This is a genomic window from Paenibacillus sp. FSL F4-0100, assembly GCF_037993005.1.
Classification (GTDB): domain Bacteria; phylum Bacillota; class Bacilli; order Paenibacillales; family Paenibacillaceae; genus Paenibacillus_AQ.
This window is the reverse complement of the sequence record NZ_CP150303.1, coordinates 745,815-768,741: the sequence shown is the minus strand read 5'-3', so window position 1 is coordinate 768,741 and position 22,927 is coordinate 745,815. Positions and strand designations below refer to the sequence as shown.

General features: G+C 51.1%; 23 protein-coding genes and 1 pseudogene. 13 read left to right on the top strand and 11 right to left on the bottom strand.

What is annotated here, in order from left to right; translation table 11 throughout:
* The first annotated feature begins 159 nt into the window (after nt 1-159).
* The 4 genes from MHH48_RS03385 (at nt 160) to MHH48_RS03370 (ending at nt 2,847) form a co-directional block, all read left to right on the top strand.
* Nucleotides 160-1,320, top strand: a complete 1,161-nt coding sequence (locus MHH48_RS03385) for a copper amine oxidase N-terminal domain-containing protein (protein WP_076322266.1) — start codon at nt 160-162, stop codon at nt 1,318-1,320.
* Between the two features lie 176 nt (nt 1,321-1,496).
* Nucleotides 1,497-1,880, top strand: a complete 384-nt coding sequence (locus MHH48_RS03380) for a cytochrome-c oxidase (RefSeq protein ID WP_076322267.1) — start codon at nt 1,497-1,499, stop codon at nt 1,878-1,880.
* Nucleotides 1,881-2,026: 146 nt separating this feature from the next.
* Nucleotides 2,027-2,473 (top strand): hypothetical protein, encoded by a 447-nt coding sequence (locus MHH48_RS03375; protein ID WP_076322268.1) that lies wholly within the window; start codon nt 2,027-2,029, stop codon nt 2,471-2,473.
* Nucleotides 2,474-2,637: 164 nt separating this feature from the next.
* Nucleotides 2,638-2,847, top strand: coding sequence for a hypothetical protein (locus MHH48_RS03370; RefSeq protein WP_076322269.1), 210 nt, complete (start codon nt 2,638-2,640; stop codon nt 2,845-2,847).
* 2 nt (nt 2,848-2,849) lie between these two features.
* Here the strand turns inward: MHH48_RS03370 and MHH48_RS03365 are convergent, their stop codons facing one another.
* The 3 genes from MHH48_RS03365 to MHH48_RS03355 all read right to left on the bottom strand — a co-directional run bounded on the left by MHH48_RS03365 (nt 2,850) and on the right by MHH48_RS03355 (nt 5,104).
* Nucleotides 2,850-4,253, bottom strand: coding sequence for a DUF4179 domain-containing protein (locus MHH48_RS03365; RefSeq protein WP_076322270.1), 1,404 nt, complete (start codon nt 4,251-4,253; stop codon nt 2,850-2,852).
* Nucleotides 4,246-4,776: a sigma-70 family RNA polymerase sigma factor gene (locus tag MHH48_RS03360; RefSeq protein ID WP_076322271.1), complete on the bottom strand. Its 531-nt coding sequence runs from the start codon at nt 4,774-4,776 to the stop codon at nt 4,246-4,248. The genes MHH48_RS03365 and MHH48_RS03360 overlap by 8 nt, the downstream gene beginning before the upstream one ends.
* Before the next feature lie 136 nt (nt 4,777-4,912).
* Nucleotides 4,913-5,104 carry a hypothetical protein gene (locus MHH48_RS03355; RefSeq protein ID WP_076322272.1) on the bottom strand — a complete coding sequence of 64 codons (192 nt, stop codon included), beginning with the start codon at nt 5,102-5,104 and terminating at the stop codon, nt 4,913-4,915.
* Nucleotides 5,105-5,333: 229 nt separating this feature from the next.
* Here MHH48_RS03355 and MHH48_RS03350 point away from each other — a divergent pair, with 229 nt between their 5' ends.
* From MHH48_RS03350 to MHH48_RS03340, 3 genes are all read left to right on the top strand, one after another.
* On the top strand, nt 5,334-6,053 hold the full coding sequence (locus MHH48_RS03350) for an MBL fold metallo-hydrolase (protein WP_076322273.1): 720 nt from the start codon (nt 5,334-5,336) through the stop codon (nt 6,051-6,053).
* Nucleotides 6,050-6,610, top strand: a complete 561-nt coding sequence (locus MHH48_RS03345) for a TetR/AcrR family transcriptional regulator (RefSeq protein WP_076322274.1) — start codon at nt 6,050-6,052, stop codon at nt 6,608-6,610. The genes MHH48_RS03350 and MHH48_RS03345 overlap by 4 nt, the downstream gene beginning before the upstream one ends.
* 126 nt (nt 6,611-6,736) lie before the next feature.
* Complete coding sequence (locus MHH48_RS03340) at nt 6,737-7,228, top strand: cytochrome c biogenesis protein CcdC (RefSeq protein ID WP_076322275.1); 492 nt, start codon at nt 6,737-6,739, stop codon at nt 7,226-7,228.
* Nucleotides 7,229-7,525: 297 nt separating this feature from the next.
* On the opposite strand, the pseudogene MHH48_RS03335 reads toward MHH48_RS03340, so the two are convergent.
* Nucleotides 7,526-8,538 (bottom strand): annotated as a pseudogene (locus tag MHH48_RS03335) (NADP-dependent oxidoreductase).
* A 225-nt stretch (nt 8,539-8,763) separates the two neighbouring features.
* The gene (locus MHH48_RS03330) at nt 8,764-9,024 is read right to left on the bottom strand and encodes a metal-sensitive transcriptional regulator (RefSeq protein ID WP_076322276.1); all 261 of its coding nucleotides are present in this window, start codon (nt 9,022-9,024) and stop codon (nt 8,764-8,766) included.
* 347 nt (nt 9,025-9,371) lie between these two features.
* Between MHH48_RS03330 and MHH48_RS03325 the strand changes: the two genes are divergently transcribed.
* The gene (locus MHH48_RS03325) at nt 9,372-11,120 is read left to right on the top strand and encodes an alpha-glycosidase (RefSeq protein WP_076322277.1); all 1,749 of its coding nucleotides are present in this window, start codon (nt 9,372-9,374) and stop codon (nt 11,118-11,120) included.
* 65 nt (nt 11,121-11,185) lie between these two features.
* On the opposite strand, the gene MHH48_RS03320 is transcribed toward MHH48_RS03325, so the two are convergent.
* The 3 genes from MHH48_RS03320 to MHH48_RS03310 form a co-directional block, all read right to left on the bottom strand.
* Nucleotides 11,186-12,061, bottom strand: coding sequence for a UbiA-like polyprenyltransferase (locus MHH48_RS03320; RefSeq protein WP_076322278.1), 876 nt, complete (start codon nt 12,059-12,061; stop codon nt 11,186-11,188).
* A gap of 12 nt (nt 12,062-12,073) precedes the next feature.
* Complete coding sequence (locus tag MHH48_RS03315) at nt 12,074-13,381, bottom strand: aspartate aminotransferase family protein (RefSeq protein ID WP_076322279.1); 1,308 nt, start codon at nt 13,379-13,381, stop codon at nt 12,074-12,076.
* Between the two features lie 109 nt (nt 13,382-13,490).
* Nucleotides 13,491-15,470: a U32 family peptidase gene (locus tag MHH48_RS03310; protein ID WP_076322280.1), complete on the bottom strand. Its 1,980-nt coding sequence runs from the start codon at nt 15,468-15,470 to the stop codon at nt 13,491-13,493.
* 222 nt (nt 15,471-15,692) lie between these two features.
* Here MHH48_RS03310 and MHH48_RS03305 point away from each other — a divergent pair, with 222 nt between their 5' ends.
* The 5 genes from MHH48_RS03305 to MHH48_RS03285 all read left to right on the top strand — a co-directional run bounded on the left by MHH48_RS03305 (nt 15,693) and on the right by MHH48_RS03285 (nt 20,352).
* On the top strand, nt 15,693-16,442 hold the full coding sequence (locus MHH48_RS03305; protein ID WP_076322281.1) for an alpha/beta hydrolase: 750 nt from the start codon (nt 15,693-15,695) through the stop codon (nt 16,440-16,442).
* Nucleotides 16,443-16,449: 7 nt separating this feature from the next.
* Entirely contained in the window at nt 16,450-17,034 is a 585-nt protein-coding gene (locus MHH48_RS03300) for a TetR/AcrR family transcriptional regulator (protein WP_076322282.1), read from the top strand.
* 263 nt (nt 17,035-17,297) lie between these two features.
* A complete protein-coding gene (locus MHH48_RS03295; protein WP_076322283.1) occupies nt 17,298-18,245 on the top strand; it encodes an AraC family transcriptional regulator in 948 nt (315 codons plus the stop codon).
* A 150-nt stretch (nt 18,246-18,395) separates the two neighbouring features.
* The gene (locus MHH48_RS03290) at nt 18,396-19,478 is read left to right on the top strand and encodes a Gfo/Idh/MocA family oxidoreductase (protein WP_076322284.1); all 1,083 of its coding nucleotides are present in this window, start codon (nt 18,396-18,398) and stop codon (nt 19,476-19,478) included.
* Nucleotides 19,479-19,512: 34 nt separating this feature from the next.
* On the top strand, nt 19,513-20,352 hold the full coding sequence (locus MHH48_RS03285) for a hypothetical protein (protein WP_076322285.1): 840 nt from the start codon (nt 19,513-19,515) through the stop codon (nt 20,350-20,352).
* Between the two features lie 114 nt (nt 20,353-20,466).
* On the opposite strand, the gene MHH48_RS03280 is transcribed toward MHH48_RS03285, so the two are convergent.
* From MHH48_RS03280 to MHH48_RS03270, 3 genes are read right to left on the bottom strand one after another with little or no spacing between them, the layout of a single operon-like run.
* Nucleotides 20,467-21,201 (bottom strand): ABC transporter permease, encoded by a 735-nt coding sequence (locus MHH48_RS03280; protein ID WP_076322286.1) that lies wholly within the window; start codon nt 21,199-21,201, stop codon nt 20,467-20,469.
* A gap of 1 nt (nt 21,202) precedes the next feature.
* Nucleotides 21,203-21,919 carry an ABC transporter permease gene (locus tag MHH48_RS03275; protein ID WP_076322287.1) on the bottom strand — a complete coding sequence of 239 codons (717 nt, stop codon included), beginning with the start codon at nt 21,917-21,919 and terminating at the stop codon, nt 21,203-21,205.
* Complete coding sequence (locus tag MHH48_RS03270; protein WP_076322675.1) at nt 21,916-22,830, bottom strand: ABC transporter ATP-binding protein; 915 nt, start codon at nt 22,828-22,830, stop codon at nt 21,916-21,918. Before MHH48_RS03270 ends, MHH48_RS03275 begins: the two co-directional genes overlap by 4 nt.
* Nucleotides 22,831-22,927: the final 97 nt, after the last annotated feature.

The following is a 22,927-nucleotide window of genomic DNA, read 5'->3' as shown; positions in this document are numbered from 1 at the left end:
GCGCTTACCGCCTTTTTTCAATTCGATCTGGCAAGCCGCCCCGCGTTGATCTACCAATTATTACTCATAAAGAAATGTATTGCTAGCATTGGTTTTATCATGTACGATTACCACAATTACCACTCTATTCTATCATTCGTTGAAGGAGATGACAGCCAATTGAAGAAAAAAATCAGCCTACTGACGATCGCTTTCCTGCTCTTGCTCGCTACTGCGGCGCAAGCAGCTCCGGCAAATAATCAAGGGAATATCCGGGTCTACCTCGATAACCAGGAAATCAAATTTCAGGCAGCGCCTATTATGAAGAATGGAGTCACCTTCGTGCAATTCCGCCCTCTGTTTCAGGCCTTGGATTATAAAGTCAATTGGAACAGCACGAATAAACAGGTGACGGGTACATACCTCGATCAGAAGCTGCAGATGACCATCGGACAGAAAACCGCTTATGTCAATGGTGCAACAACCACGCTTCAGATTGCCCCATTCACCGATGGCGGCAACACGCTGGTTCCCCTTCGTTTCGTAGCTGAAGCCACCGGACTCCCCGTGAAGTGGGATTCCAAGGCACGTACCATCAAGATCGACCGTGAGGGTGCAATTGATAAAGCCACCGATGAGGTAAAGAAGCTTTACCATACAATTGAAGAAGCTGGAAGTGCCAAGAAACTGGATGCTGTCATGAGCGCCTTCCATCCGAAATCTCCTATTTTTGCGGAAATGCAAGAATATTATCAGAACCAATTTAAGAACGATCTGCATGTATCTGCTGATGTATGGGAAGTAACCGTAGCCGGAACGTCAATCCATGCCTACACCAGCGTGACCCTCGACCGCACCGGCGGACCTTTTGCTTGGGATGCTACACTCCATTATGAGAATCTTTTGAAGAAAGATGCTTCGGGAGCATGGAAAATCTATGATCTGGTCCATTACGAGACGGAATATTTGGTCGGAGATGAACTGCTGGAAGCTCGTCCAGAAGTGCCAGCAGCGGATCAAACAGCCATCGTGGCTACCATTGATACCCAGTCCAAGGGCTTCAATGAGGAGGATGGTCCGCTGCTTATGTCGGTTATTCATCCGGAATCGGCCTTCCACGAGATATTCCGAACCAGCATTGCGGAAGGCATCTTTGATGAGGTGAATTTCAACATCAAGTCCGAGGAGCTCCGGACGGTCTTTTTCCAAGGAGAAGACGCCGTTGTCTATGCCAAAGAAAGCGATGATGCAGACGGTGAAATCATCCGTTCGACCTCTCTTTACTGGCTCAAGAAAGCCGAAGGCAAATGGCTGATCTATGATGTGCTGGAGCTTGAATAGGTCATTGGCATAACGAGTGCGTAAAACGATTAACCGTGAATCCCCGGCAAGGGAATTCACGGTTTCTTTTTTTGCTGGCTATAAAACATCGTTCTTCATTAAATCTTCCTCCCTCTTGGTCTACTTCACCAAAGCTGACATATATCATAGTAGTAATCCATAAGAGGAGGGGTTATATGGGTGTTAAATTAATCAAGATCGCCGCTGTATACTTCGTACTGGGGATATTGCTCGGCATGTACATGTCGATCTCCCACAGCTACGATTACGCCTCAGTTCACACACATGTCAACCTTCTGGGCTGGGCATCCCTGGCTCTTGCAGGTGTTATTTATGTTCTGTTCCCCGCAGCCGGAGAATCCACCGCAGGCAAAGTGCATTTCTGGCTGCACAATATCGGTCTGCCTATCATGATGATCGGTCTCGCACTGCTGGTAAGCGGCATGGAATCGGTAGAGCCGGTCATTGCTGTTGGCGGCGTTCTGGTAACGCTGGGCATTCTCGCTTTCCTCTATAATGTGCTTACCCATGTTAAAAGTACGCATAGAAGGAAACGCTGATTTTGGGCTTGGATCCTCAAGGAATCGCCTCTATTTGGCGGTTCCTTCTTCATGTTTCATAGGCCTCTTTCATCGGAAGATGGGTCATAGTTACCGACTAATGGGTATAAGTAGATACCTTTCTCTTCGAAGGAGGCATCATAGTCATGGAAACAAACTCAGCAATTGAAGTCCAATTTCACTGCCGTCAGTGCCAAGCGGATATCGGGGTTACGTTCAAATCAGAACAGTTCACCACGGTACTCTGCCCGCAGTGCGATTACAGCTATTCACTCATGAGACCAACCATTGGGGAAGAGATCCTACTGGATTGGGAGAAAGAAGCCGTATTCCAAAAAATCCGCGCGGATCAAACCGAGCATGACAAAATGGAACTGATGCTCCTCGTCATCAAGGTCGTCGAGCTGCTGACTTGGCGGGATGAAGGAAATGGCCATATCCGCGCCATCGAAACGCTTCGTGAGTGGCTGCTGCTTAACGGGGTACCTAAAGCTTTGATTGAACTCCTGGATGCTAAGGGACCTGAAGGCAGCTCCTCTACCGAGCATAGGGAATCGTGTAATCAATCCCATGATAGAAGATATCATAAATGAAAAAAGGAACCGTCCTCCGGCCAACATGGTCGGGGGCGGTTCCTTAATCGTGTCCTCAAGTCTGGAGCATAACTTTAAATGAGAATGCTCTGTTATTTTACATATGTTGGAACTTTGTTAATTAACCATACGTATTATCTCTAAAGAAAGGAGCTGACTAATCCATGTTCAACTTCATTTTTATTGCATTCATGGGCATCGTACTCATCGCGATTGGTCTATACGCCATCAGAAATCCGCATTCATGGTGGTTCAGAAGAACGAGGGATGATATTGAACTCAGCGATTTGAGAATATGGTATCTAAAATTCGCTGGCAAAATGACCATCGCATTCGGCGTTGTAGTTATCCTGATGAGCTTTCAGCATCTCTAAATTTATTGAATCGGCACCTCGAATGCCTGCTCCATGACACCAGGGTAGCTGCTTAACGTAAACGTCAGCGGCTGCGGGTAGTCCCCAGGTTTAAGGTGGATATACTGTGTGATGAGGCTTACTTCGGTATCCGAAGAGGATCGGGACGAGGAACTGAGCCCCCCAGCATCTTCATTGATCCTATGCTTTTTCCCCTCTCCATCCACAAACTCCGGCTCAATTGACACACTGCCCATATGCCGGTCAGTCTGTTCTTCGTATTCAAATGTCAGGGTATGCCCCGTGTACTCTCCGAACCGAAGGTCGCCGTCCGGTGAACGGATGATCTCTTTCTTATCCGTATCCACCACGAGTTTCATCTTCGAGGGGTCCACCGCCTGGAATCCGCTTGCTTTCAGCGTGATTGATTCTGGCTTCTCCAATATATTGCTGTCGAAGAAGTAAGTCATATCCCCTCCCCCGGCACCGGGTAAGAATGCGGAATCACTGTTCAATCTGATCTTCTCCCCGTTAACCACAGCTTCCAAATATACATCCCATAAGCCGGTTACCTTCATCGTATTACTGGATGGGACGTTCGCTTTCAAGACGATTCCGGCAGGAGACAACACAGCTTCTTTCAAATAGAACCTCTGGCTCTCAATCTGCAGCATTTTGTTGAGCGGAACGGTGCTGGTATACTTCTGAACGGTCTCCATATCAACGGATACGTTAATATCGAGCACCTGCTCGTTCTCTGTAGCGGATTCATAAACCGTATTCGTCGAATAGGGGGCGATCCTAAAAGATAACGTCAGTTCCTCAGGTATAGGGTGATTCTCGCCCATATGAATGTCTGATCGGGAGTGGAACAGCTTGCCGGGGCCGGGCTTAATCTCAGTTCCACCCGACGACCCGATACTATAAGGCAGCGATTCGCTCGATCCCCGGCGCTTTATCTCCACCCTCTTTAAGTCTGCGGGATTCTCCGCATGGTTCTGGACCGTATAGAACAACTCCATCTGCTGGGAGCCTACAAGTATCCCGTTCACCGTTACCGTATAATCCCCCTTGGTCACCGATTGATTCACCGGCTGAATCATGCCGTGTTTGTTGGCTGTATTCAGCGTAATATCTTCTCCGAAATCAAACCCGGTCAATGGCGGATACGGCCCTTGAGCCGCCATTTGCTTTTGGGGATTCACCAGCCCTTCGTTCCCGCTCCATACCACGAACAGCAGCGCAGCCGCTACGGTTACAAGCACGGCAGAGACGGTAGCCATTCGTGCCCGGCCCCGCTGCGTGCGCCGTCCTCTTCGCATCCCGCTTCGCACCGCCGCGTCCAATGCTTCATCGGATACAACAGCTGCGCTGATCTCCGCGTCCCTATTCATCTCCTTCAGCATTCGCTCTTCCTTCTCAAACATGGAATATGGCACCTCCTGGCTCGATTTTTTGCCGAAGCATCTTTAATCCTTGATACAGCCGGGTTTTGACTGTACCCTCCGGAACATCGAGAATCTTGGCGATATCACTAATCGTCATGTCCTGATAATATTTCAAAATCAGCACATGGCGGTATTTAGGCTTCATGCGGCTGAGCCCGCGCTCCAGATCCAGCTTGCTATCGCTGACCATCTCGGCAGCCGTCTCCCGGCTGTGAACTTCTTCAACCGGAACCATGCGCTTTTTTCGTTTTTGCTCATCCACGCAGCAGTTAATCAGGATCCGAATGAGCCAAGGAACAAATGCCTCCGGATGCTTCAGCTTCCGGCACTTCATCCACGCCCGGCATACCGTCTCCTGCAATGCCTCCAGTGCGTCACTCTCGTTATGCAAATAACTGTACGCAATTCCGTATAGGCGCCTTCGGTGCTCCGTAACGAGTGCATAGAACGCTTCCTCGTCCCCTCTGCAGGCAGCAGCCGCAAGCTCTTTATTTTCCATCATCCGATTACCCTTCCCCTCCGACCTACCTCGTTTGTATTCATCTCTGTATATAAGACTGCGAAGCGATTCAAACGGTTTTTTTATTTTCCACACAAAAAAGTCCGCCCTGGCAGGCAGACTTGAACGTATCTCTCGATTAACTTCGTTTTCTGCGTCCTTTAAAAAAGTAATGGTATCCTAGATATCCGATGCCGCATAACAGCAGCATAAGCGCAGAAAGCCAGATGACAGGAAGCAGATATGGCGTGTGCTGACTGGCTACATACAGAAGTACCGCGGAGAAGGCATACATCACCATCAGAAGTACGATGCGTTTGAAAATATCCATGTCGTCCGCCCCTCACCCTTTATCTCAATAATCTACATTTTTTTCCGTATATCTATCTTTATGGTAACTCAAAATGATGAAAATTGCACTCAAAATTTGGTAAATTTATAAAAATTTTAGGGGTTAAACAAGCCTATTCATGAAAATGTTAAAATTCAGACTTGATAAAACTAACATAATTAGTTATTATACTAATATGATTAGTTTTGAATGAGAGGGGAATTGTATTATGTTAATAACAACGATTGAACACGTAACTCAAATTTCTTTTCTTCCTCGTCTTTTCCCGATAAATGTCTATCTTGTAGAAGAAAACGACGGGGTTACGCTGATTGATACAGGTATGTCATTTTCCCAAAAGGGAATTCTTCAAGCGGCCTCCGCTATAGGAAAGCCCATCACCCGGATCGTGCTGACCCATGCTCACGGCGACCATGTCGGGGGGCTCGACGGGTTAAAGAAAGAGCTTCCGAATGCTTCGGTTTACATCTCGCGGCGTGATGCACTGCTGCTAAAGGGAAATGCCGAGCTCCAACCTGGAGAGCTGCAAACTCCGATTCGCGGAGATATTCCCAAGAACATAACCACCGTTCCGGATGTGCTTCTGGGTGACGGGGAATCCGTTGGTTCGCTCAAGGCCATCGCCACTCCCGGACATACGCCGGGGCATATGGCATTCCTTGATGAGCGCAGCGGTATCCTGATTGCCGGCGATGCTTGGCAGACACGGGGCGGATTAGCCGTATCCGGTGTGTTCAAGCCCTGGTTTCCCTTCCCTGCCATGGCAACCTGGAGCAAGGATCTGGCTCTGGAAAGCGCCAAAATGCTAACCGCACGGAAGCCCGCCGTTCTGGCTGTTGGCCATGGACGGATGCTAAAGAATCCGGCGGCTCCCATGCAGCAGGCCGTTGCGCATGCGGAATCTATTATAAGGAGGAATGCAAAATGAGTCCGAGACCCGGAATTGATCGGCTTCAACTGCTTCAAACCGCTGCCGAACTAGCGGATCAGGATGGGCTTCATACCGTAACCTTGGCCGCACTTGCAGGTAAGCTGGGCGTTCGGTCGCCTTCCCTGTATAACCACGTAGACGGACTGCCCGGTCTGCATGCCGCCCTTATGCTGTATGGCCTCCAGACATTGCATGATCGGCTGCTGAAGGCTGTCGCCGGCCGGTCAGGCGAAGATGCCCTGCGTTATGTATGCCTTACCTATGTTGACTTTGCCAGATCTCACCCCGGATTATACGAAGCCGCATTGCAGCCTCTCCGTCCGGAACAGCAGGAGGCGCAGCAAGTAGGCAATCAGATTGTCGAGCTTCTGCTCCAAATCTTAGCTCCTTACCAGCTCAGTGAGCCGGAGGCGCTGCATGCCGTGCGGACACTTCGCAGCCTCTGCCATGGCTTCTCATCTCTGGAACGTGGGGGTCAATTCGCCATGGATTTGGATGTAGATGAAAGCTTGGATTTTATGATCCAGATTTTCATCGATGGACTCCAATCTTAAAGACAGCCGGCGCTAACAGCGCTGCTCCTCCCGCGCCTGCCTGATTTTGCCTGGCATCAGAATGTGCTATAATCAAAAGGCAGCACATTGTCATGTCATTTTATTTATGGAAAGAGGTTCTGAATTGTGGTTAATTTCGATTCCCCAATTCTTCAGATAGGCTCTACGATTGTGATGCTGGTTATGGCACTGACCGTTATTTTCATTCGTATGAAAGCGAGTCACCGACCCGTCACCGTCAAGAAGATCATCATCCCTCCCGTTGCCATGAGCACCGGGTTTCTGATGTTCGTTGAGCCGCAAGTACGCATCCCTATATGGTGGGCGGGTATTGCTTTTCTGGTAGGCTGGTTCATCTTCTCCTATCCACTGATTCGCAGCACCAAATTCGAGAAGGTCGATGGCCAGATTTTCATGCAGAAATCGAAAAGCTTTATTTACATTCTGCTCGGCCTGCTGGCAATCCGGCTTCTGCTCCACGGATATATCGAGCAGCATATTTCCATCCCGCAGACCGCGGCGTTGTTCTTCATGCTGGCTTACGGCATGATTGTCCACTGGCGCATTTCGATGTATCGCCAGTATCAGCAATTTACGACACCAGAAGCGGCTATATAGCGGACATGTTCCATCGTTAACTATATAAGTTGAACTAAAGATTCTTAGCCTAAGCATCACTACGAATGCGGATTATTCTTCCGATCGCTGTTGCCCCCAGATTTCTTCGATACATTCATATCATGGTTAAAATCCGGGGGCAAAGGCGACCACTTCGTTTCTACATAATACAAAAAAAGAGTGCCGATGATCACGCAAGCCGGAAGGCTATGACCCTTCCGCTCGCAGAGCTCCCGTATGAGGAGGCTTGCGAAGTGCGTAAATTCGACACTCTTTTATTTTTTGTCTGTCAAAAGACTAGCTTTGCTCTTCGCTTACCTTCACCAGCTGCTTCCCGAGATTCTCCCCGGAGAAGAGCCCCAGAAACGCCTCAATAGTCTGCTCGAAACCGTCGACGATATGTTCGGCGTACTGAATTTTACCATCCCTCAGCCATTCGGCCAGTTCATGCAATGCCTCATTGTACCGACTGGCGTAGTCGCCGACCAGGAAGCCCTTCATCAGTGCCGTATTGGTCAGCAGCAGGCTCTGGATTCTCGGACCCGTATCGGGTTTCTCCAGGTTATAGAGTGCGATTTGGCCGCAAATCGGAATCCGTGCATTTTTGTTGATAAGACGCAGCACCGCATCGGAAACCTCACCGCCGACATTGTCAAAATAGACGTCCACCCCATTCGGGCAAGCTTCCGCTAAAGCCGATGCCAGATCTTCGGTCCGGTAATTGATCGCTGCATCAAACCCCAGCTTCTCCGTCAGGTACTTGGTTTTCTCTTCAGAACCGGCAATACCGATCACCCGGGTTCCTTTGATCTTGGCAATCTGCCCGACAATCATGCCTACGGCGCCTGCGGCACCCGATATCACCACCGTCTCGCCTTCCTTCGGCTGACCGATATCCAGCAGTCCGAAATAGGCAGTCAAACCGGTCATCCCCAGCACACCCAAGGCGGTCGATACGGGTGCCAGATCCGGGTTGACCTTACGCAGCGTTCCGGTCCGCACGGCGGCAAAGCGCTGCCAGCCCCATGTTCCTGCAACAAAATCGCCTTCCCGATAGGTCGGGTCCGTCGATTCCATCACCTGCCCTACTGCGCCTCCAGCGATAACCTGTCCTACCTCGTAGGGCTTCGCGTAACTTTTGGCATCACTCATTCTGCCCCGCATATACGGATCCCCGACAAGTATACGGTCCGTACCAGGACTTCTCCAGCTTGCGGAACGGGCAAAGGCTGCTCCTCAAAGGTAAAATCCGACTCATCCGGCATGCCTTGCGGCCTTTTGGCTAGTATTATTTGTTCGTTCACAGACATCTGAGTACCCTCCTTTAAGAAATACCGTCATCTTATCTTTACCCATTTTGTCCGTTTACAAATTTCCTAGCCCTAGCGCCAGACCCGTTAACGACCGGTGATCCTTTTGCGTTCGGGTACATATTAATTCGAGGGTTCCGCTAAAATTGAAGTGGTTCCATCATGAGTCGGATACCTGAGGGGAGCGGTTCATCCAGACCTTCACCCTGCCTGCTATTCAAACGTTTACCTGCTCTTCACGAGCAGATTAACGGCATCCTGCACAAGCTTCTCCGTATCCTCACCGTTCGCTTCTGCCTGCCGTACACAATCCACCAGGTTGGAGCTGACAACAACGCCAATGGTCCGGTCGATTGCCGTACGCGAAGCGGATAATTGCGTGATGACCTCCCTGCAGTCCTTGTTCTCCTCCATCATCTTCAAGATGCCGCGAAGCTGTCCTTCAATCCGCTTGATCCGGTTTTTCATCTGATCGTCGTATTGCATGTGACTGTCCTCCTATAATATGTATCTGCACTGTCAGGCTTATCCTTGTCCCTATATTATACAACAAACATCCGCTCTTTCCTTACGACCTGCCCCCGCCGGCAGAACTCCCGCTTGAAAATCTGCATCCTGCTGCTCGCTGCTGCATAGCATTAGCAACTTCGATATAGGGCTTGTATACGCCAAGAGCGCATGGTATATTTTTAAATAACGAATGAATTCATAGTCATCCAGATCCAAACCTCATAATTTAAAGGCAATGTTATCTTAACAAAGGTACAACCTCGGCTATTCATAGTCCTGGCTGTGCCTTTTTTTAATTTCACTTACTTAAGGAGGAATTATCGATGTTCTTGGAAGCCATCTATCACCGTCCGCGTAAAAACTGGTCCTATGCCTATAACGGTACGACCATCCATCTCAGAATCCGCACCAAAAAAGACGACATTACCGAAGTGTACGCCCTCGCAGGCGACAAGTACCTGTGGGATCAGACGATGGAATACATTCCGATGACCAAGCTGTCCTCGGATGAAATGTTCGATTATTGGGAGTGCGAGGCAACCCCTCCTTACCGCCGCTTGAAATACGGCTTCCTGCTCCAGCAGGGCGACGAGAAACGCTGGATGACCGAATATGACTTCCTGACGGAGCCGCCGGCCAATCCGGACCGCCTGTTCGAATACCCGTTCATCAATCCGGATGACGTTTTTCACCCGCCTGCATGGGTCAAAGATGCGATCTTCTATCAAATCTTCCCGGAACGCTTCGCGAATGGGGATACAAGCAACGACCCGGAAGGCGCTTTGCCTTGGGGCAGTGCCGAACCGACGCCGAAAAACTTCTTCGGCGGTGATCTTCAGGGGGTTATCGACCATCTCGATTATCTAAGCGAGCTCGGCGTTAACGCGATTTATTTCACTCCGCTGTTCACGGCAACAACAAACCATAAATACGATACCGAAGACTATATGGAAATCGATCCGCAGTTCGGCGACAAGGACACGCTGAAGAAACTCGTCGATCTGTGCCATGCACGCGGAATCCGCGTCTTGCTGGATGCAGTCTTCAACCATTCCGGCAGAACGTTTGCGCCGTTCGTTGACGTGCAGAAGAACGGTATGAACTCCAAATATAAGGATTGGTTCTACGTTCGCTCCCTGCCGCTGGAAGTGGTGGATGGCATCCCAACTTACGATACCTTTGCATTCGAGCCGCTGATGCCGAAGCTGAACACAGAGAACCCGGAAGTTCGGGCTTACTTGCTCAAGGCTGCCGAGTACTGGATCAAGGAAACGGGTATCGACGGTTGGCGCTTGGATGTAGCCAACGAGGTAGGGCACAGCTTCTGGCGCGAATTCCGCCAAGTCGTGAAAAAAGCCAACCCGGATGCTTACATCCTTGGCGAGGTGTGGCATGAATCCTCCATCTGGCTGGAAGGCGACCAGTTTGACGCTGTCATGAACTACCCGTTCACGAATGCCGTACTGGACTTCTTCATCAATCGTACCGCCGATGCCGAGAAATTCTCTTTCATGCTTGGCAAACAGCTTGCCGGTTACCCAAGACAAGCCAGCGAAGTGATGTTCAACCTGCTGGACAGCCATGACACTGCAAGACTGTTAACGCAGGCGAACGGCGACAAACGCTTGATGAAACTTGCCGCGATGTTCCAGTTCACGTATTTCGGCACGCCTTGTATCTATTACGGCGACGAAATCGGCATGGACGGCGGGCACGATCCGGGCTGCCGCAAATGCATGGAATGGGATGAGTCCAAGCATGATAAGGACCTGTTCCATTTCTATCAAACGCTGATTAAGCTCCGCAAAGAGCATTCCGCTCTCCGTACGGGAACCTTCAAATTCTTGAAGGCCGAGAAGAACGGCGGTAAAATCGCGTACCTGCGCGAGGACGACAACGAAACGATCCTCATTGCCGTCAACAACGACAAGGCGGGCAACACAATGACCGTCCCTGTGCTGGATCATCAGTGGACGAACCTGTGGAACGGCGAAGGCCTTAGCGCGAAGCAAGGCCAGTTGACCGTGAAGCTGCCCGCCTATGGCTTTGCCATCTTAAAGGCCGGTCAATAAAAATCAAACTCCCTTTGAGTGCCATATGGCCCGTGTATGCGGGCTGGCAGTCGAAGGGAGTTTTTTTATCCGAGCAAAAATTGGTCGGCCAAGGTAAAGAGCAGAATCGTCAAACTAATCACCTGATTCAGGTTATAGGATGCCAGATGCATCCGCCTGCGGCTGGAAGGCTTGATGATGCGATGCTCCACGGCAAGCAGTATCACCGAGACAGCAATTCCCGTCAAGTAGAGCCAGCCCAAGCCTTGGATAAAGTAAAGGGAAACCAGCAGGATGACCATAATCCCGTGCAGCATTCTGGAAATAAGCAGTCCGCCCTCTAACCCAAACGTGCGGGGAATGCTCCACAAGCCGGTGCTGCGATCGAATTCGATATCCTGTGTTGCGTAAATGATATCAAAGCCCGCGATCCACAGCATCACAACGGTACCGATGATAAACGGAATGAAGGCAAATTGCCCCGTTACGGCAAACCAAGCCCCGATCGGAGCCGAAGCAATCGTGAAGCCCAGGTACAGATGGCACAGCCAGGTGAAGCGCTTCGTGTACGAGTACGAGCAGATCAGTATAATCGCTGCCGGTGAGAGCCACAAGCAGAGCTGGTTCAGCATCCCTGACGCGAGAATGAAGATGGCAAAATTAACGCTGACAAACACGTACACTTCACGAGGCAGCAGAAGTTTTCTCGGCATATGGCGGTTCGCCGTTCGCGGATTCGCGGCGTCGAACTTCATATCGACGATGCGGTTGAAGGCATTGGCCCCATTGCGTGCGGCAACCAGCGCAATCAACGACCACAGCATGACATGCCATGACGGTACGCCGCCCGCAGCCCAGATCATGGAAATGATCGCAAAGGGCAGCGAGAACAGCGTGTGGGAGAACATGACCAGCTCTCCGAACATTTTGGTCTTATGAACAACTTTATTGATCATTTGCATCCGGATCCAACCTCATTCGTTTACGAATTGGGATAACCCAGCCAGCACTTCGTCCAAGGCGCTGAGCATGGCCACGATATCTTCCTCCGGAATCATCATGGCCGGCTGGAACGCCAGCACGTTTCGGCCGATGCCATTTTTGCCGATAATGAATCCTTCTTCCTTCATGCGCTCCAGAATGATATCCGTCCATGCTGCGCTTTCCTCGTCTGTCGCTCCCCGGATTTCGGCCCCGGCCATAAAGCCCTTGCCTCGGACATCGGCGATCAGCTCGTATCGGCCCTGCAGCTCCCTCAGACCATTGATGAGCCGTCCGCCGACACGCAGAGAACGTTCGACCAAACCTTCCTGCTCGATGTAATCCAATACGGCAAGCGCCGTGGCCGATGACACCGGGTTGCCGCCGAAAGTGGAGGCGGATGGTCGGTTTAGACTGGCGGCAATCTCATCCGTCGTGGAGAAAGCGCCGATGGGCACGCCATTGCCTAGTGCCTTCGCCATGGTCAGAATGTCGGGCACGATGCCGTAATGCTCGATCGCGAACATGCGTCCTGTACGGCCGCAGCCCGTCTGGATTTCATCGACAATCAGAAGAATCCCATGCTCCTCCAGCATCATCTTCAGCTCATGGAAATACCAATCCGGCGGTACGATCATTCCCCCGTTGCCTTGGATCGGCTCTACGATCATTGCGGCGAAGGTGTCTCCTTTCGCAGCGAGCACACTCGCCAACGCATCCAGGGAGCGGCGAGCGGCAGCATCCTGATCCATGGCAGGGTCATAAGGACGCGGAATAAACGTAGTCACCTCCTGGTCCAGGAAATCATCGGCACGCCACATCGGAATGCCGGTCACGTTCATGGTCAGGAAGGTGCGGCCATGAAGGCTGTGTTCCAGCGCCAGAAAGTTGCGACGTTTCGTGTGCAGACGCGCGACAAGCAGGGCGCCTTCATTCGCTTCGGAGCCGCTGTTCACGAAGAACGTTCGCTTTAGGTTGCCAGGCAAAACACCGTTTGCCAACCGCTCCGCCAGATCCGTCATCGGCTGGGTAAGGTAAATGGTTGACGTATGCTGCAGCATCTGCAACTGTTCAATCGTTCTTGCAGTAATGGCTTCATTACAGTGACCACAGGCGACAACCGACACCCCCGTGAAGAAGTCGGCATACGCTTTGCCATCATGGCCGTAAAGTTTATGCATCTTGCCGCTGACGATCTGAGGCGGCTCTTTGTAGAAATTAGCCGTGCAGGGGTAGCCATACTCCCTACGTTTTGCCACGATAGCTTCGGGACCGATATACGTCGGATCTGCATGCGTCATGGATATTCACCTCTTTGAATTGATCTCGTTTCTCCTATGTTCCGTGAAAATATATCAAAAATGATAGCCATATGCGGGCTCATCTTCATTCTCCGTTTCGGAGCTCATCTCATACTTCGGTCAGCTCAAGCTGCAGGGTATGGCCGAATTGGAGCGAACCCAGTGTATAACCGGCATAGATCGGTGTCATGTCTGCATACAGCCTGCTGCATGAATCCAGATTCAGGGCAGCTTGGCGATATATCCGCACCAGGCCGCGAAGCTGCTCCGTCGTATACGTCTTTCCTTCAATGCGGAAATGATTCACGCCAGCTTCGTGCAGCTCCTTCAAGAACGGCATATTGCACAGCTCTTTCGACAGTGCCAAGTGGTTACGCCCCGAGGCATCCCGGTATACAGGGTTCTCCCCTTTATCCGTAAGCAGTACGAGATGACGGTTATCCACGAACCGGTTATCCTCTTCAGCTATGGGCTCAAACTCTGCCGCATTGGTGTATAAGTCATGCTCCAGATACATCACGATGGGCGATCCATGAACGATGATCTCCACGGGAATCTCCGGATGACGCAGCAATTTCGTCAAATCATGGAGCTGAAGCTCAAGGGACGGATTGATTCTGGATATGCCAAAATGCTTCTGATAGAACGAAGCCGCCATATGGTTGTATATATTCAAGCTGAAATCGGCAATCATCGGTAGCCCTAGGGATTGAAACTTGTGCATGGCACCGATGTTGGATGCAAGCAAGCCATCCAGACCATAATGGTTATGCTCCTTGCCTGCACTGAGGAATTGATGATACTGCTCCATATGAAGCTCATTCATCATGCGGGGCATGCCTAGAATAATTTCGGCGTTCCCTTTATCCGCTGTCAAAGCTTCGATATCTTCACGGCCGAATGAAAGATCCGGTTGGAACACGTCACCTGTCAGGTAGATGACGTTCGCCCCTTCTTCTATTGCCGCACGGGCCTGCTCTACCGTGTTGACATGCACCGTAATTTGCGGAATCGACGTGCTCGGCTGCTCACGCTTCGCTTGATGCAGCGATTCCTTCACCTGAAGCACCCGTTCCTCCTTCATCTCGCGTTCCGCGGTAGGCGTGCTGAACACCTTCCCCGTACTGTAAAACTTGCCTGTTCCTTCATAACGGCGATTGATGAAATCCAGTCCCGGCTTGCCAAAAGCATAAGCTGTCGTGAAATCACGTTTCCGGTTTTTATGCAGCGTATCTGCCCCGGCTTCGCGGTTAAAGCCTATCGGATCCGCAATGTAACGATCGATCGCATCTCCGTAAGCATTAACAACCATCAGCAAAAATTCGGTATCTCTCATGCGTCCTTCAATTTTGAAGCTGGTAATGCCGGACTTGACCAGCTCCGGAATATGCTCGTACATATACATATCTTTTGCAGCAAGCGGGTACTCGGTAGGATAGAGGTATCCATCTTTTTTCACCCGATAATCCCAGCGGCAAGGCTTCATGCATCGTCCCCGGTTGGAGCTGTTGCCAAACAGCATGGAGCTGTACAGGCAGTTCGCACCGTGAACGGTGCACATATCGCCGTGCACGAAGTACTCGAACTCCATGCCGCTCTTAGCGTGCAGCACCTCCGCCGTCTTCAGGTCCATCTCGCGGGAAGCCACGATGCGGGAAACGCCCAATGCTTTGACGGCTTCAATCATCTCAAGATTGTGCACGTTCATCATGACCGAGGAGTGAACCGGAATATTCGTGTAGTTCATCTCTTGAATCAGGGGAAACACGGCCAGATCCTGCGCAATAATAGCATCCGGGCCAACCTCGTTCAAAAAGGAGAAGTAACGTTTCGCTTCCTCCAGGTCCTCTTCATCCATCAGGTTGTTCACTGTAATGTAGGCGCGTTTACCGCGCTCATGGGCCAATTGAACAGCTTCTCTGACTTCCTCATAACTTAAGTTATAGCCCTTGCGCATCATGCGCATATTTAGGGATGGTCCCCCGAAATATACGGCATCGCAGTTTGCGTCAATGACGGTTTTGAATATCTCGAATGTTCCGGCAGGAGCCAACAGTTCCACTTCTTTACCGTTAAAATAACGAGCCATTGTCCGTTCCTCCTAATCCGCTAAGTTTATTTTTTTCGATTGTAACATAATTCACAATTAACATTAGTGAATTAATTCACAGCGAAATTCACCGTACGATCCCAGCTCCGAAAAGCATCTCAAGATTCGACCTTGCTTTTTCATTGACCGATCGTTCATTCAATATTAAAATGAACTCATCAACCCATGCAAAATGCTTGGAAATCGAATGGAGGTTTTCAATTGGATCTGCACTACGAAGTTCACGGCAACGGTAAGCCTGTCGTCCTTGTTCACAGCGGTGGAGCGGATATGCGGGATTGGGGCTATCTTGTCCCTCTCTTATCCGAGAACTTTTACGTGATTGCCTTTGACGGCCGCGGAGCCGGACGATCTCCCTCTCCCGTTCAGCCGCCAAACTATGTTGAAGATCTGTTGTCTCTTCTTGATCATCTGAATATTTCGCAAGCTGCGGTTATCGGACATTCTATGGGCGGCCGGATTGCCACGGAGTTCGCGATCCATTATCCTGAAAGAGTATCGGAACTGATTGTCATTGCACCAGCCCTGTCCGGTTTTCCTTATTCTGAGGAAATGCAAACTTACATGCTCCGGGTAAGCGCTGCTGCCCCTGACATCGAGAAAATGATCGAGCTGTGCATAGAGCCGCCCTCTTATGAAATTACAAGAAACCGTCCCGAGCGGGAGCTTATGATCCATATGCTTCGGCACCATTTTGAACGTACGTTTACCTGGTCTACCTTTGACTCGATTTGGCCGGAGCCGCCGGCGATGGAGCGATTACAGGAAATCTCGGCCAAAACGCTGTTTATCATAGGAGATCATGAACTGCCTGATAACCAGCAGGTAGGAGAACAATTTCGGAGGGTTCCGAGCATTGATTTTGCCACCATCGCGGGAGCGGATCACATGGTCACATTAACGCATCCGGAGGAGTTATCCCGCCATATCACTAAATTTGTGAAGGAATGAAGATTTCATGCCACGCACACCCAGCGAGAACGAGCGCATACGCCAGATAGCAAAAGACAAAATTTTAGAAGCCGCCATGGATTTGTTTATCCATCAGGGCTACCATGCCACTTCCATTAGTGATGTAGCCAAGCAAGCCGGGATATCCAAAGGGTTGCTTTATAACTATTTTTCAGGCAAGGAAGGACTACTGGCCGCCATGGTTGAGGAGCGAATCGCAGGCGTTGCGGAAGTCATAGAGAATGCCGCTTCACTCCAAGCACCTGCAGAGCAGCTGAAATTTATTCTGGAGCAAGCCATCGACAACGTCTATCAGCAGCCGGAAGTATTCCGGTTTTACTTGCATCTTCAAACCCAACCCGAAGCGGATCAAGAGTTGTTCCCCTACAGCAGGCGTCTTGTGGAAGAGGCTGCACGACAGTTTGAGATTCAATGCCGTATATTCGAAAGCCTCGGAGTTCCCGAGCCGCACAAGCGCTCCTTGTACTTTTCTTCTACTCTGCAGGGGATTATGCTGATGATATCCACGTATCCCCAGCACTTCCCCATTGATGAAGTGAAGGAGCAGATGCTGAAGGAGTTTTGCCCGTAACAAAAAAGAGCCGAGGTTGCACCTGTGTTTCAGGACGCCTCGGCTCTTTGCAACACGACGAAACTTGATCTTCGCACGCGAAAGAGGATTTGATCTTTAGAAATGAGCCTAGCCTAATACCACGTACCGTACCGTCCCCTCCCGTCTCTCTCCCTGAACGTCTTGCATTCGATTAACTTTTTCAATTTTTCTCTTCCTTCATGTCCTTAATCAGTTATGCTGTTAATAACAGGATCAACACGCGCATGAGGAGGTAATGAATCATGGCTATTCACTGGTTGGCACCGGATATCGCCGAGTGTACCCGAAGAGGAATCGCCTACTTTACATCGGAGCTGGAAATGACGAATGGCCTGCCCTGCAAAATGTACCGAATTACCGAAAAGTTCGGGAGTTTGTCCGACCATATGCACGATTATCTGCAGATCTGGTATGTCAGCAAAGGCGAGTTCATCCATACGCTCTATGGTCAAAAATACCGAATGGTCCAAGGCAACATATTCGTGCTTCCTCCCTATAGCGTCCATCGCGTGGAGATGATACCGGGCAAAGAGCTGGAGGTGCTGGGGTGCGAATTCATGCCGGCCTTCATTAATGAACGACTGAATGAGACGCCGACCGAGGCGCAGCTGTTCGACCTTTCCTTCATCAAGTCTTTTGTTACGACCGAGGATAACGTACCGTTCAAAATTACCTTGACCGGCAGCAGCGACCTCGCCGTGAAGGAGCTCCTAACCGAAATGCTGGCCGAATACGGAAGCCGGGGTCCATTCTTTGATATTTTGCTGAAAGCCAATCTGCTGAAGCTGCTGGCGATCGTGAACCGCGAGTATGCCGAGCAAGGGAAGCATACATCGATCACCGTCGGTAGCGACCAGTACCGGGAGCCCATCCTGGAATCAGTCCAGTATATTCATGACCATTACGACCAGCCCCTATGGCTGGAGAATCTGTGTGCCCGGACGATGATGTCCCGGACTAATTTTTGCCGCCGATTCAAGGAGGTTACAGGCCGGACCTTCAGCCAATACTTGGCCAACTACCGGATACGGATGGCCATGCGGCTGCTCACGGAGCCTGAACTCACGGTAACCGACGTGTGCTTCAAGGTCGGATTTAACGAGCTTCCCTACTTCTGCCGCATTTTTAAGAAATATACGGGGACGACTCCCGCATACTATAAAAAGAATGCTTTTAAAACGGTGGACTAACACCCCGGTACGATAATCCAATAAATAAACACGATAGTGAAATCGAAGCGATCGTTCCCATGCTATACTCGGGGCAAGCAATAACGAAGAATCAAGTGTCAGGCTCATGTAATCCCTGCATCATCAATCCACGACTTTGGAGGAGAACCGATGAACAAAATTACAATTGCCGTGATTGGCTGCGGCACGATTGCGAACAGTGCCCATATTCCCGCCTATATGGCCAACGAAGACGCCGAGATCAAATACTTTTGCGATATCGTCAAGGACCGGGCCGAAACCGCCGTCGCCAAATACGAATGCGGTCAAGCCATTGAGGATTACCAACAAATTCTAAATGATCCTGAGGTCGATGCCGTATCCATCTGTACGCCGAATGACGTACATGCCTCCATCGCCATCGATTGTTTACGCGCAGGCAAGCATGTATTATGCGAAAAGCCGGCCGCCCGCACCTACCCGGAAGCGCTGGAAATGCAGAAGGTTCAGCACGAAACGGGCAAGACGCTTAATATCGGGGTGGTCAACCGCTACAATGAAAGCGTAAACAGAATCAGAAAAATGATCCAAAACGGCGATCTTGGCGAGCTGTATCACGTATATGCCAGCTTCCGTTCCCACCGCTCGATCCCGGGACTCGGCGGCGCCTTCACGACCAAGGCCATCGCTGGCGGCGGCGCGCTGATCGATTGGGGCGTTCACTTCCTCGATGTCGTGATGTACTGTACGGGCGATCCGAAACCGAAGACCGTCTCCGGGCAGGCCTACTGCAAGCTGGGCAAAGATATGGAGAATTACACCTTCCTCAACATGTGGGCAGGTCCACCGAAATATGACGGCACATATGACGTCGATGATTTTGTCACGGCTCTCGTCCGCACCGAAGGCCCGACCATTTCCCTGAACGGTGCATGGGCGCAAAATATCGGCGCCGAAGAAATGTTCATCGACTTCCTCGGCGACAAAGGCGGCATCCGGCTGAAGTACGGCTCAGACTTCACCTTCTACACTACGGAGGACGGCGCATTGATCGAAACCACGCCGAAATTCAATCTTGGCAGCATGTTCCAGAATGAAATCGACGGATTCATCCGCTGCATTCAAACCGGGGAGAAGCAGCCTTCGCATATCGATACGGTCATCCTCTCCTCCCAGATCATCCAGGCGATTTACGACTCGTCCGACCAAGGCGCAGAGGTTTCGCTGCAGCCCGTTGCCCAGAACAGCCTTTAACCTATAGTTTGAACGCCAGGGAGGACCTTTTATCATGAAAAAAATCGGATTCATCGACCTGCATCTGGACCAATTCCATGCGAATAAATATCCTGGCTGGATTGAACAGGCTACGGAAAGTGCCATGAAGGTCGTGTACGCCTACGGCAAAAGAGACAAAGAGAACGGGCTCACTAACGAAGCCTGGAGCAAGGAGAATGGAATTGAGCTGCTGCCCACGATCGAAGACGTGGTGGAGCGCAGCGATTACCTGATCGTGCTGTCCCCGGATAACCCGGAATTCCATGAGGAGCTGTCCCAGCTTCCGCTGCAATCCGGCAAACCAACCTATATTGATAAAACGTTCGCGTCTGACCGGGACACGGCTATCCGCCTGTTCGATCTGGCGGCACAGCACGGAACGCCGATGTATTCAACGTCGGCCCTTCGTTTTGCGAGCGAATATACGGAGCTGGAACGGAGCGATATCCAAACCATCAGCAGCTGGGGCCCCGGTGGATTCGCCAATTACTCGATCCATCAGATCGAGCCGATCGTTAGCCTGATGGGGGCCAGCCCGAAGAGGGTGATGTACATCGGAACGCCTGACTCCCCCGCCCTGCTGATCGATTTTGGGGATGGGCGTCAAGCCACCGTGAATCATCTTGGGGAGAACTGCCCGTTTACCTTAGGGATAAAAAATGACGCCGGGAGCTTCACCCAGGTCACCGCTAATTCGAATTTCTTCGCCTTGTTCATTGAGAATCTGGTGAACTTCTTCGAATCGGGCAAGCCCGCCGTCAACTCAGCGGAAACTATTGCTGTCATCACGATTATCGAGTACGGATTAAAGGCAGCTGACACGCCATTTACGTGGGTAGAATTGCCTCAATAACGTAACCACTGGTTCGTCACACTTAAGAAAACACAGAAAAAGAGCTGCTCCAGCAGGCCGTAAGGGCCCGGGGCAGCTTTTTTTACATGAAAACACGGATTTTCTCGTTCTGGATTACACTTCTTTCCGCTGAAAATAGATGAAGCCCGCGAGAAAGAACAGTAGAAACCCGCCAACCACGACGGTCATGAGGCTCTCGAACGGCAGGTTGAATGCACCGAAATCGGCTTGACCCGCCGGCATCATCGCAAGAAACGGCTGTGTCCACGGATAGTAAGGGGCATATGTCTGCGAGTTGGCCACCAGCATGTTCGGTATGGTAAAAACCACATTCAATGCCAGCGGAGCGGCAAAGCTGCTCCAGGCTGTGGAGACTCCAAGCTGCAGCGCGGCCAGCGGCAAACAGGCAACCCATCCGCCCAGCACGCAGCGCAGCAGCATTTCCCACGGAATCGGAGTTTCCACCTTATGGATCAAACCGGCTCCCAGGACGGCTCCCATGAACAGTAACTGCACCACGGCAAGCAGCATGGCCACCACCGAGAATTTCGCAAAATAGACGGCTCCGCGTGAAACCGGCAGGACGAGCAGCTGCTTCCACCCCCCGCCCGTATGCTCATACCGGCACACCATGGCACTAAAAATCCCCGTCAGAATCGGAAGCAGCAGCATCGCATGCAGGATGATCATAATGCTGATTAAATGCTCCCATGGCGCCAGCTCCTCAGGCTTTCCATTTAATATGCCCACCAGCATGACCAGGATCGCACACAGGAAAATCTGCGGCCACAATTTGGATTTTGACAGCTTAAGCCACTCTGCGGACACCGCTCTTATACAGGATGCCATCTTAGTCCACATCCTTTCGGTTAAAATGAATCAGGCCAAGGCACGTTATCACCGCGCCCAGCAGCAAACCTGCTCCGATGACCTTGACTTCCCCCGGCCCCAAATAAGCCAGAAGCGGCCACTTTAGCGGCATCCAATCGGGGAATTGCAGGGCAAACATCGATACAACGGAGGCGGTAACACCTATTCCGACAGCGATCCCCTGGTTCTTGAGCGTCAATGAGAGCCACAGCTGAAAGGCCAGCATGGGAAGCGCAGCAATTAATTGCACAAAACCGATGCGCAGCAGATCTAGATACGGCATTTGATCTGCGCCCATCCCCAGTATGATGCCGAGCACGGCAGTACTAATCGACAGAAGGAGACAGGATACGCATAGAATTAGGAAGGCCTGAACGAACTTGGCACTGAATACTGCCGTTCTGGAAATAGGCAATGCGAGCAGCTGTTTCCACGAGCTCAGCTGATGCTCCACGTTGGCCATCAGCGAGCAGACCAGCGTGATCCCAAGAAAGAGGGCAATCGGCACGAAAAACAGTACGTTCTCCAGCAGCCCGCCCCATGGATCGGCCGCGTAGGATTTCATCAGGTAATCATAGCGAAGTCCGAAGTTCAGCCCTTGCATCGCTGCCAGCCCGATGGGACCGAGCGCAGCGAGAAACCAAATGCCTTTGCCCCGGATTTTCAGCCAATCGGCGGAAAGCGCACGGAACATCATACCCGGCTTCCCTCCCCTACGATCTGCATGAAGATATCCTCGAGCGACCTCCGCTGCTCTTCCACCCGGTACACCGCATGCTGATTCTCCACGAGCCGCTTCACGAGCAGTGCGATCTTCGCGTCCTGCATGCTTTCCAGCTCCAGCATCTGGTTCCGCAGGACTCCTTCGCAGCCCAGGTCCAGCGCCAACCCGAGCGCTAACTCCGGCTCGGACACCGATAGACGGAAGCCGCTGGACGCCGTGGATACCAGGTTGCTGATCGTATCCTGGAACACCATGCGCCCCTCACGGATGATGCCGACTTTATCGGCCATCTGCTCAACCTCACCCAGCAGGTGACTGGATACCAGCACGGTTATTCCGTATTGGCGCGGCATATTCTTGATCAGCTCCCGGATTTCATGAATCCCGGATGGATCCAGACCGTTGGTCGGCTCGTCCAGAATGAGCAGCTCCGGATTGTTCAGCAAGGCGGCTGCAATGCCAAGCCGCTGCTTCATCCCAAGGGAGTATCCTTTGACCGGGCGCTTGGCTTCCTTCGTCAAGGAGACGATTTCCAGCACTTCCGAGATGCGGGACTTCGATCCGCCGGTAATCCGGCGAATGGCTTCCAGATTCTCTACGGCTGTTAAATGGCCGTAATAGGATGGGTATTCCACGAGCGATCCGGTCCGGCGCAAAATGTCCATTTTTTCGCTTTTCAAATCCTTGCCGAACAAATGAATCGCGCCACGCGTTGGTTGAATGAGTCCGAGCAGCATGCGGATGGTCGTTGTTTTCCCGGCACCGTTCGGTCCGAGGAAGCCATAAATGTCACCGCGTGCGATCTCCAGATTCAAATCCACAACGGCTGCGCGCTTTTTGTATATTTTATATAAGCCTTTTGTTTGAATGACGAGTTCCGTCACGTTCATCACCTCAGGTATAAATCCTACATGTCCAAGGTTAAATGCCGGTCGACCTCAAGTTTAAATTTTCTTTAAAAAAGCTATGCGGCTATCGAAG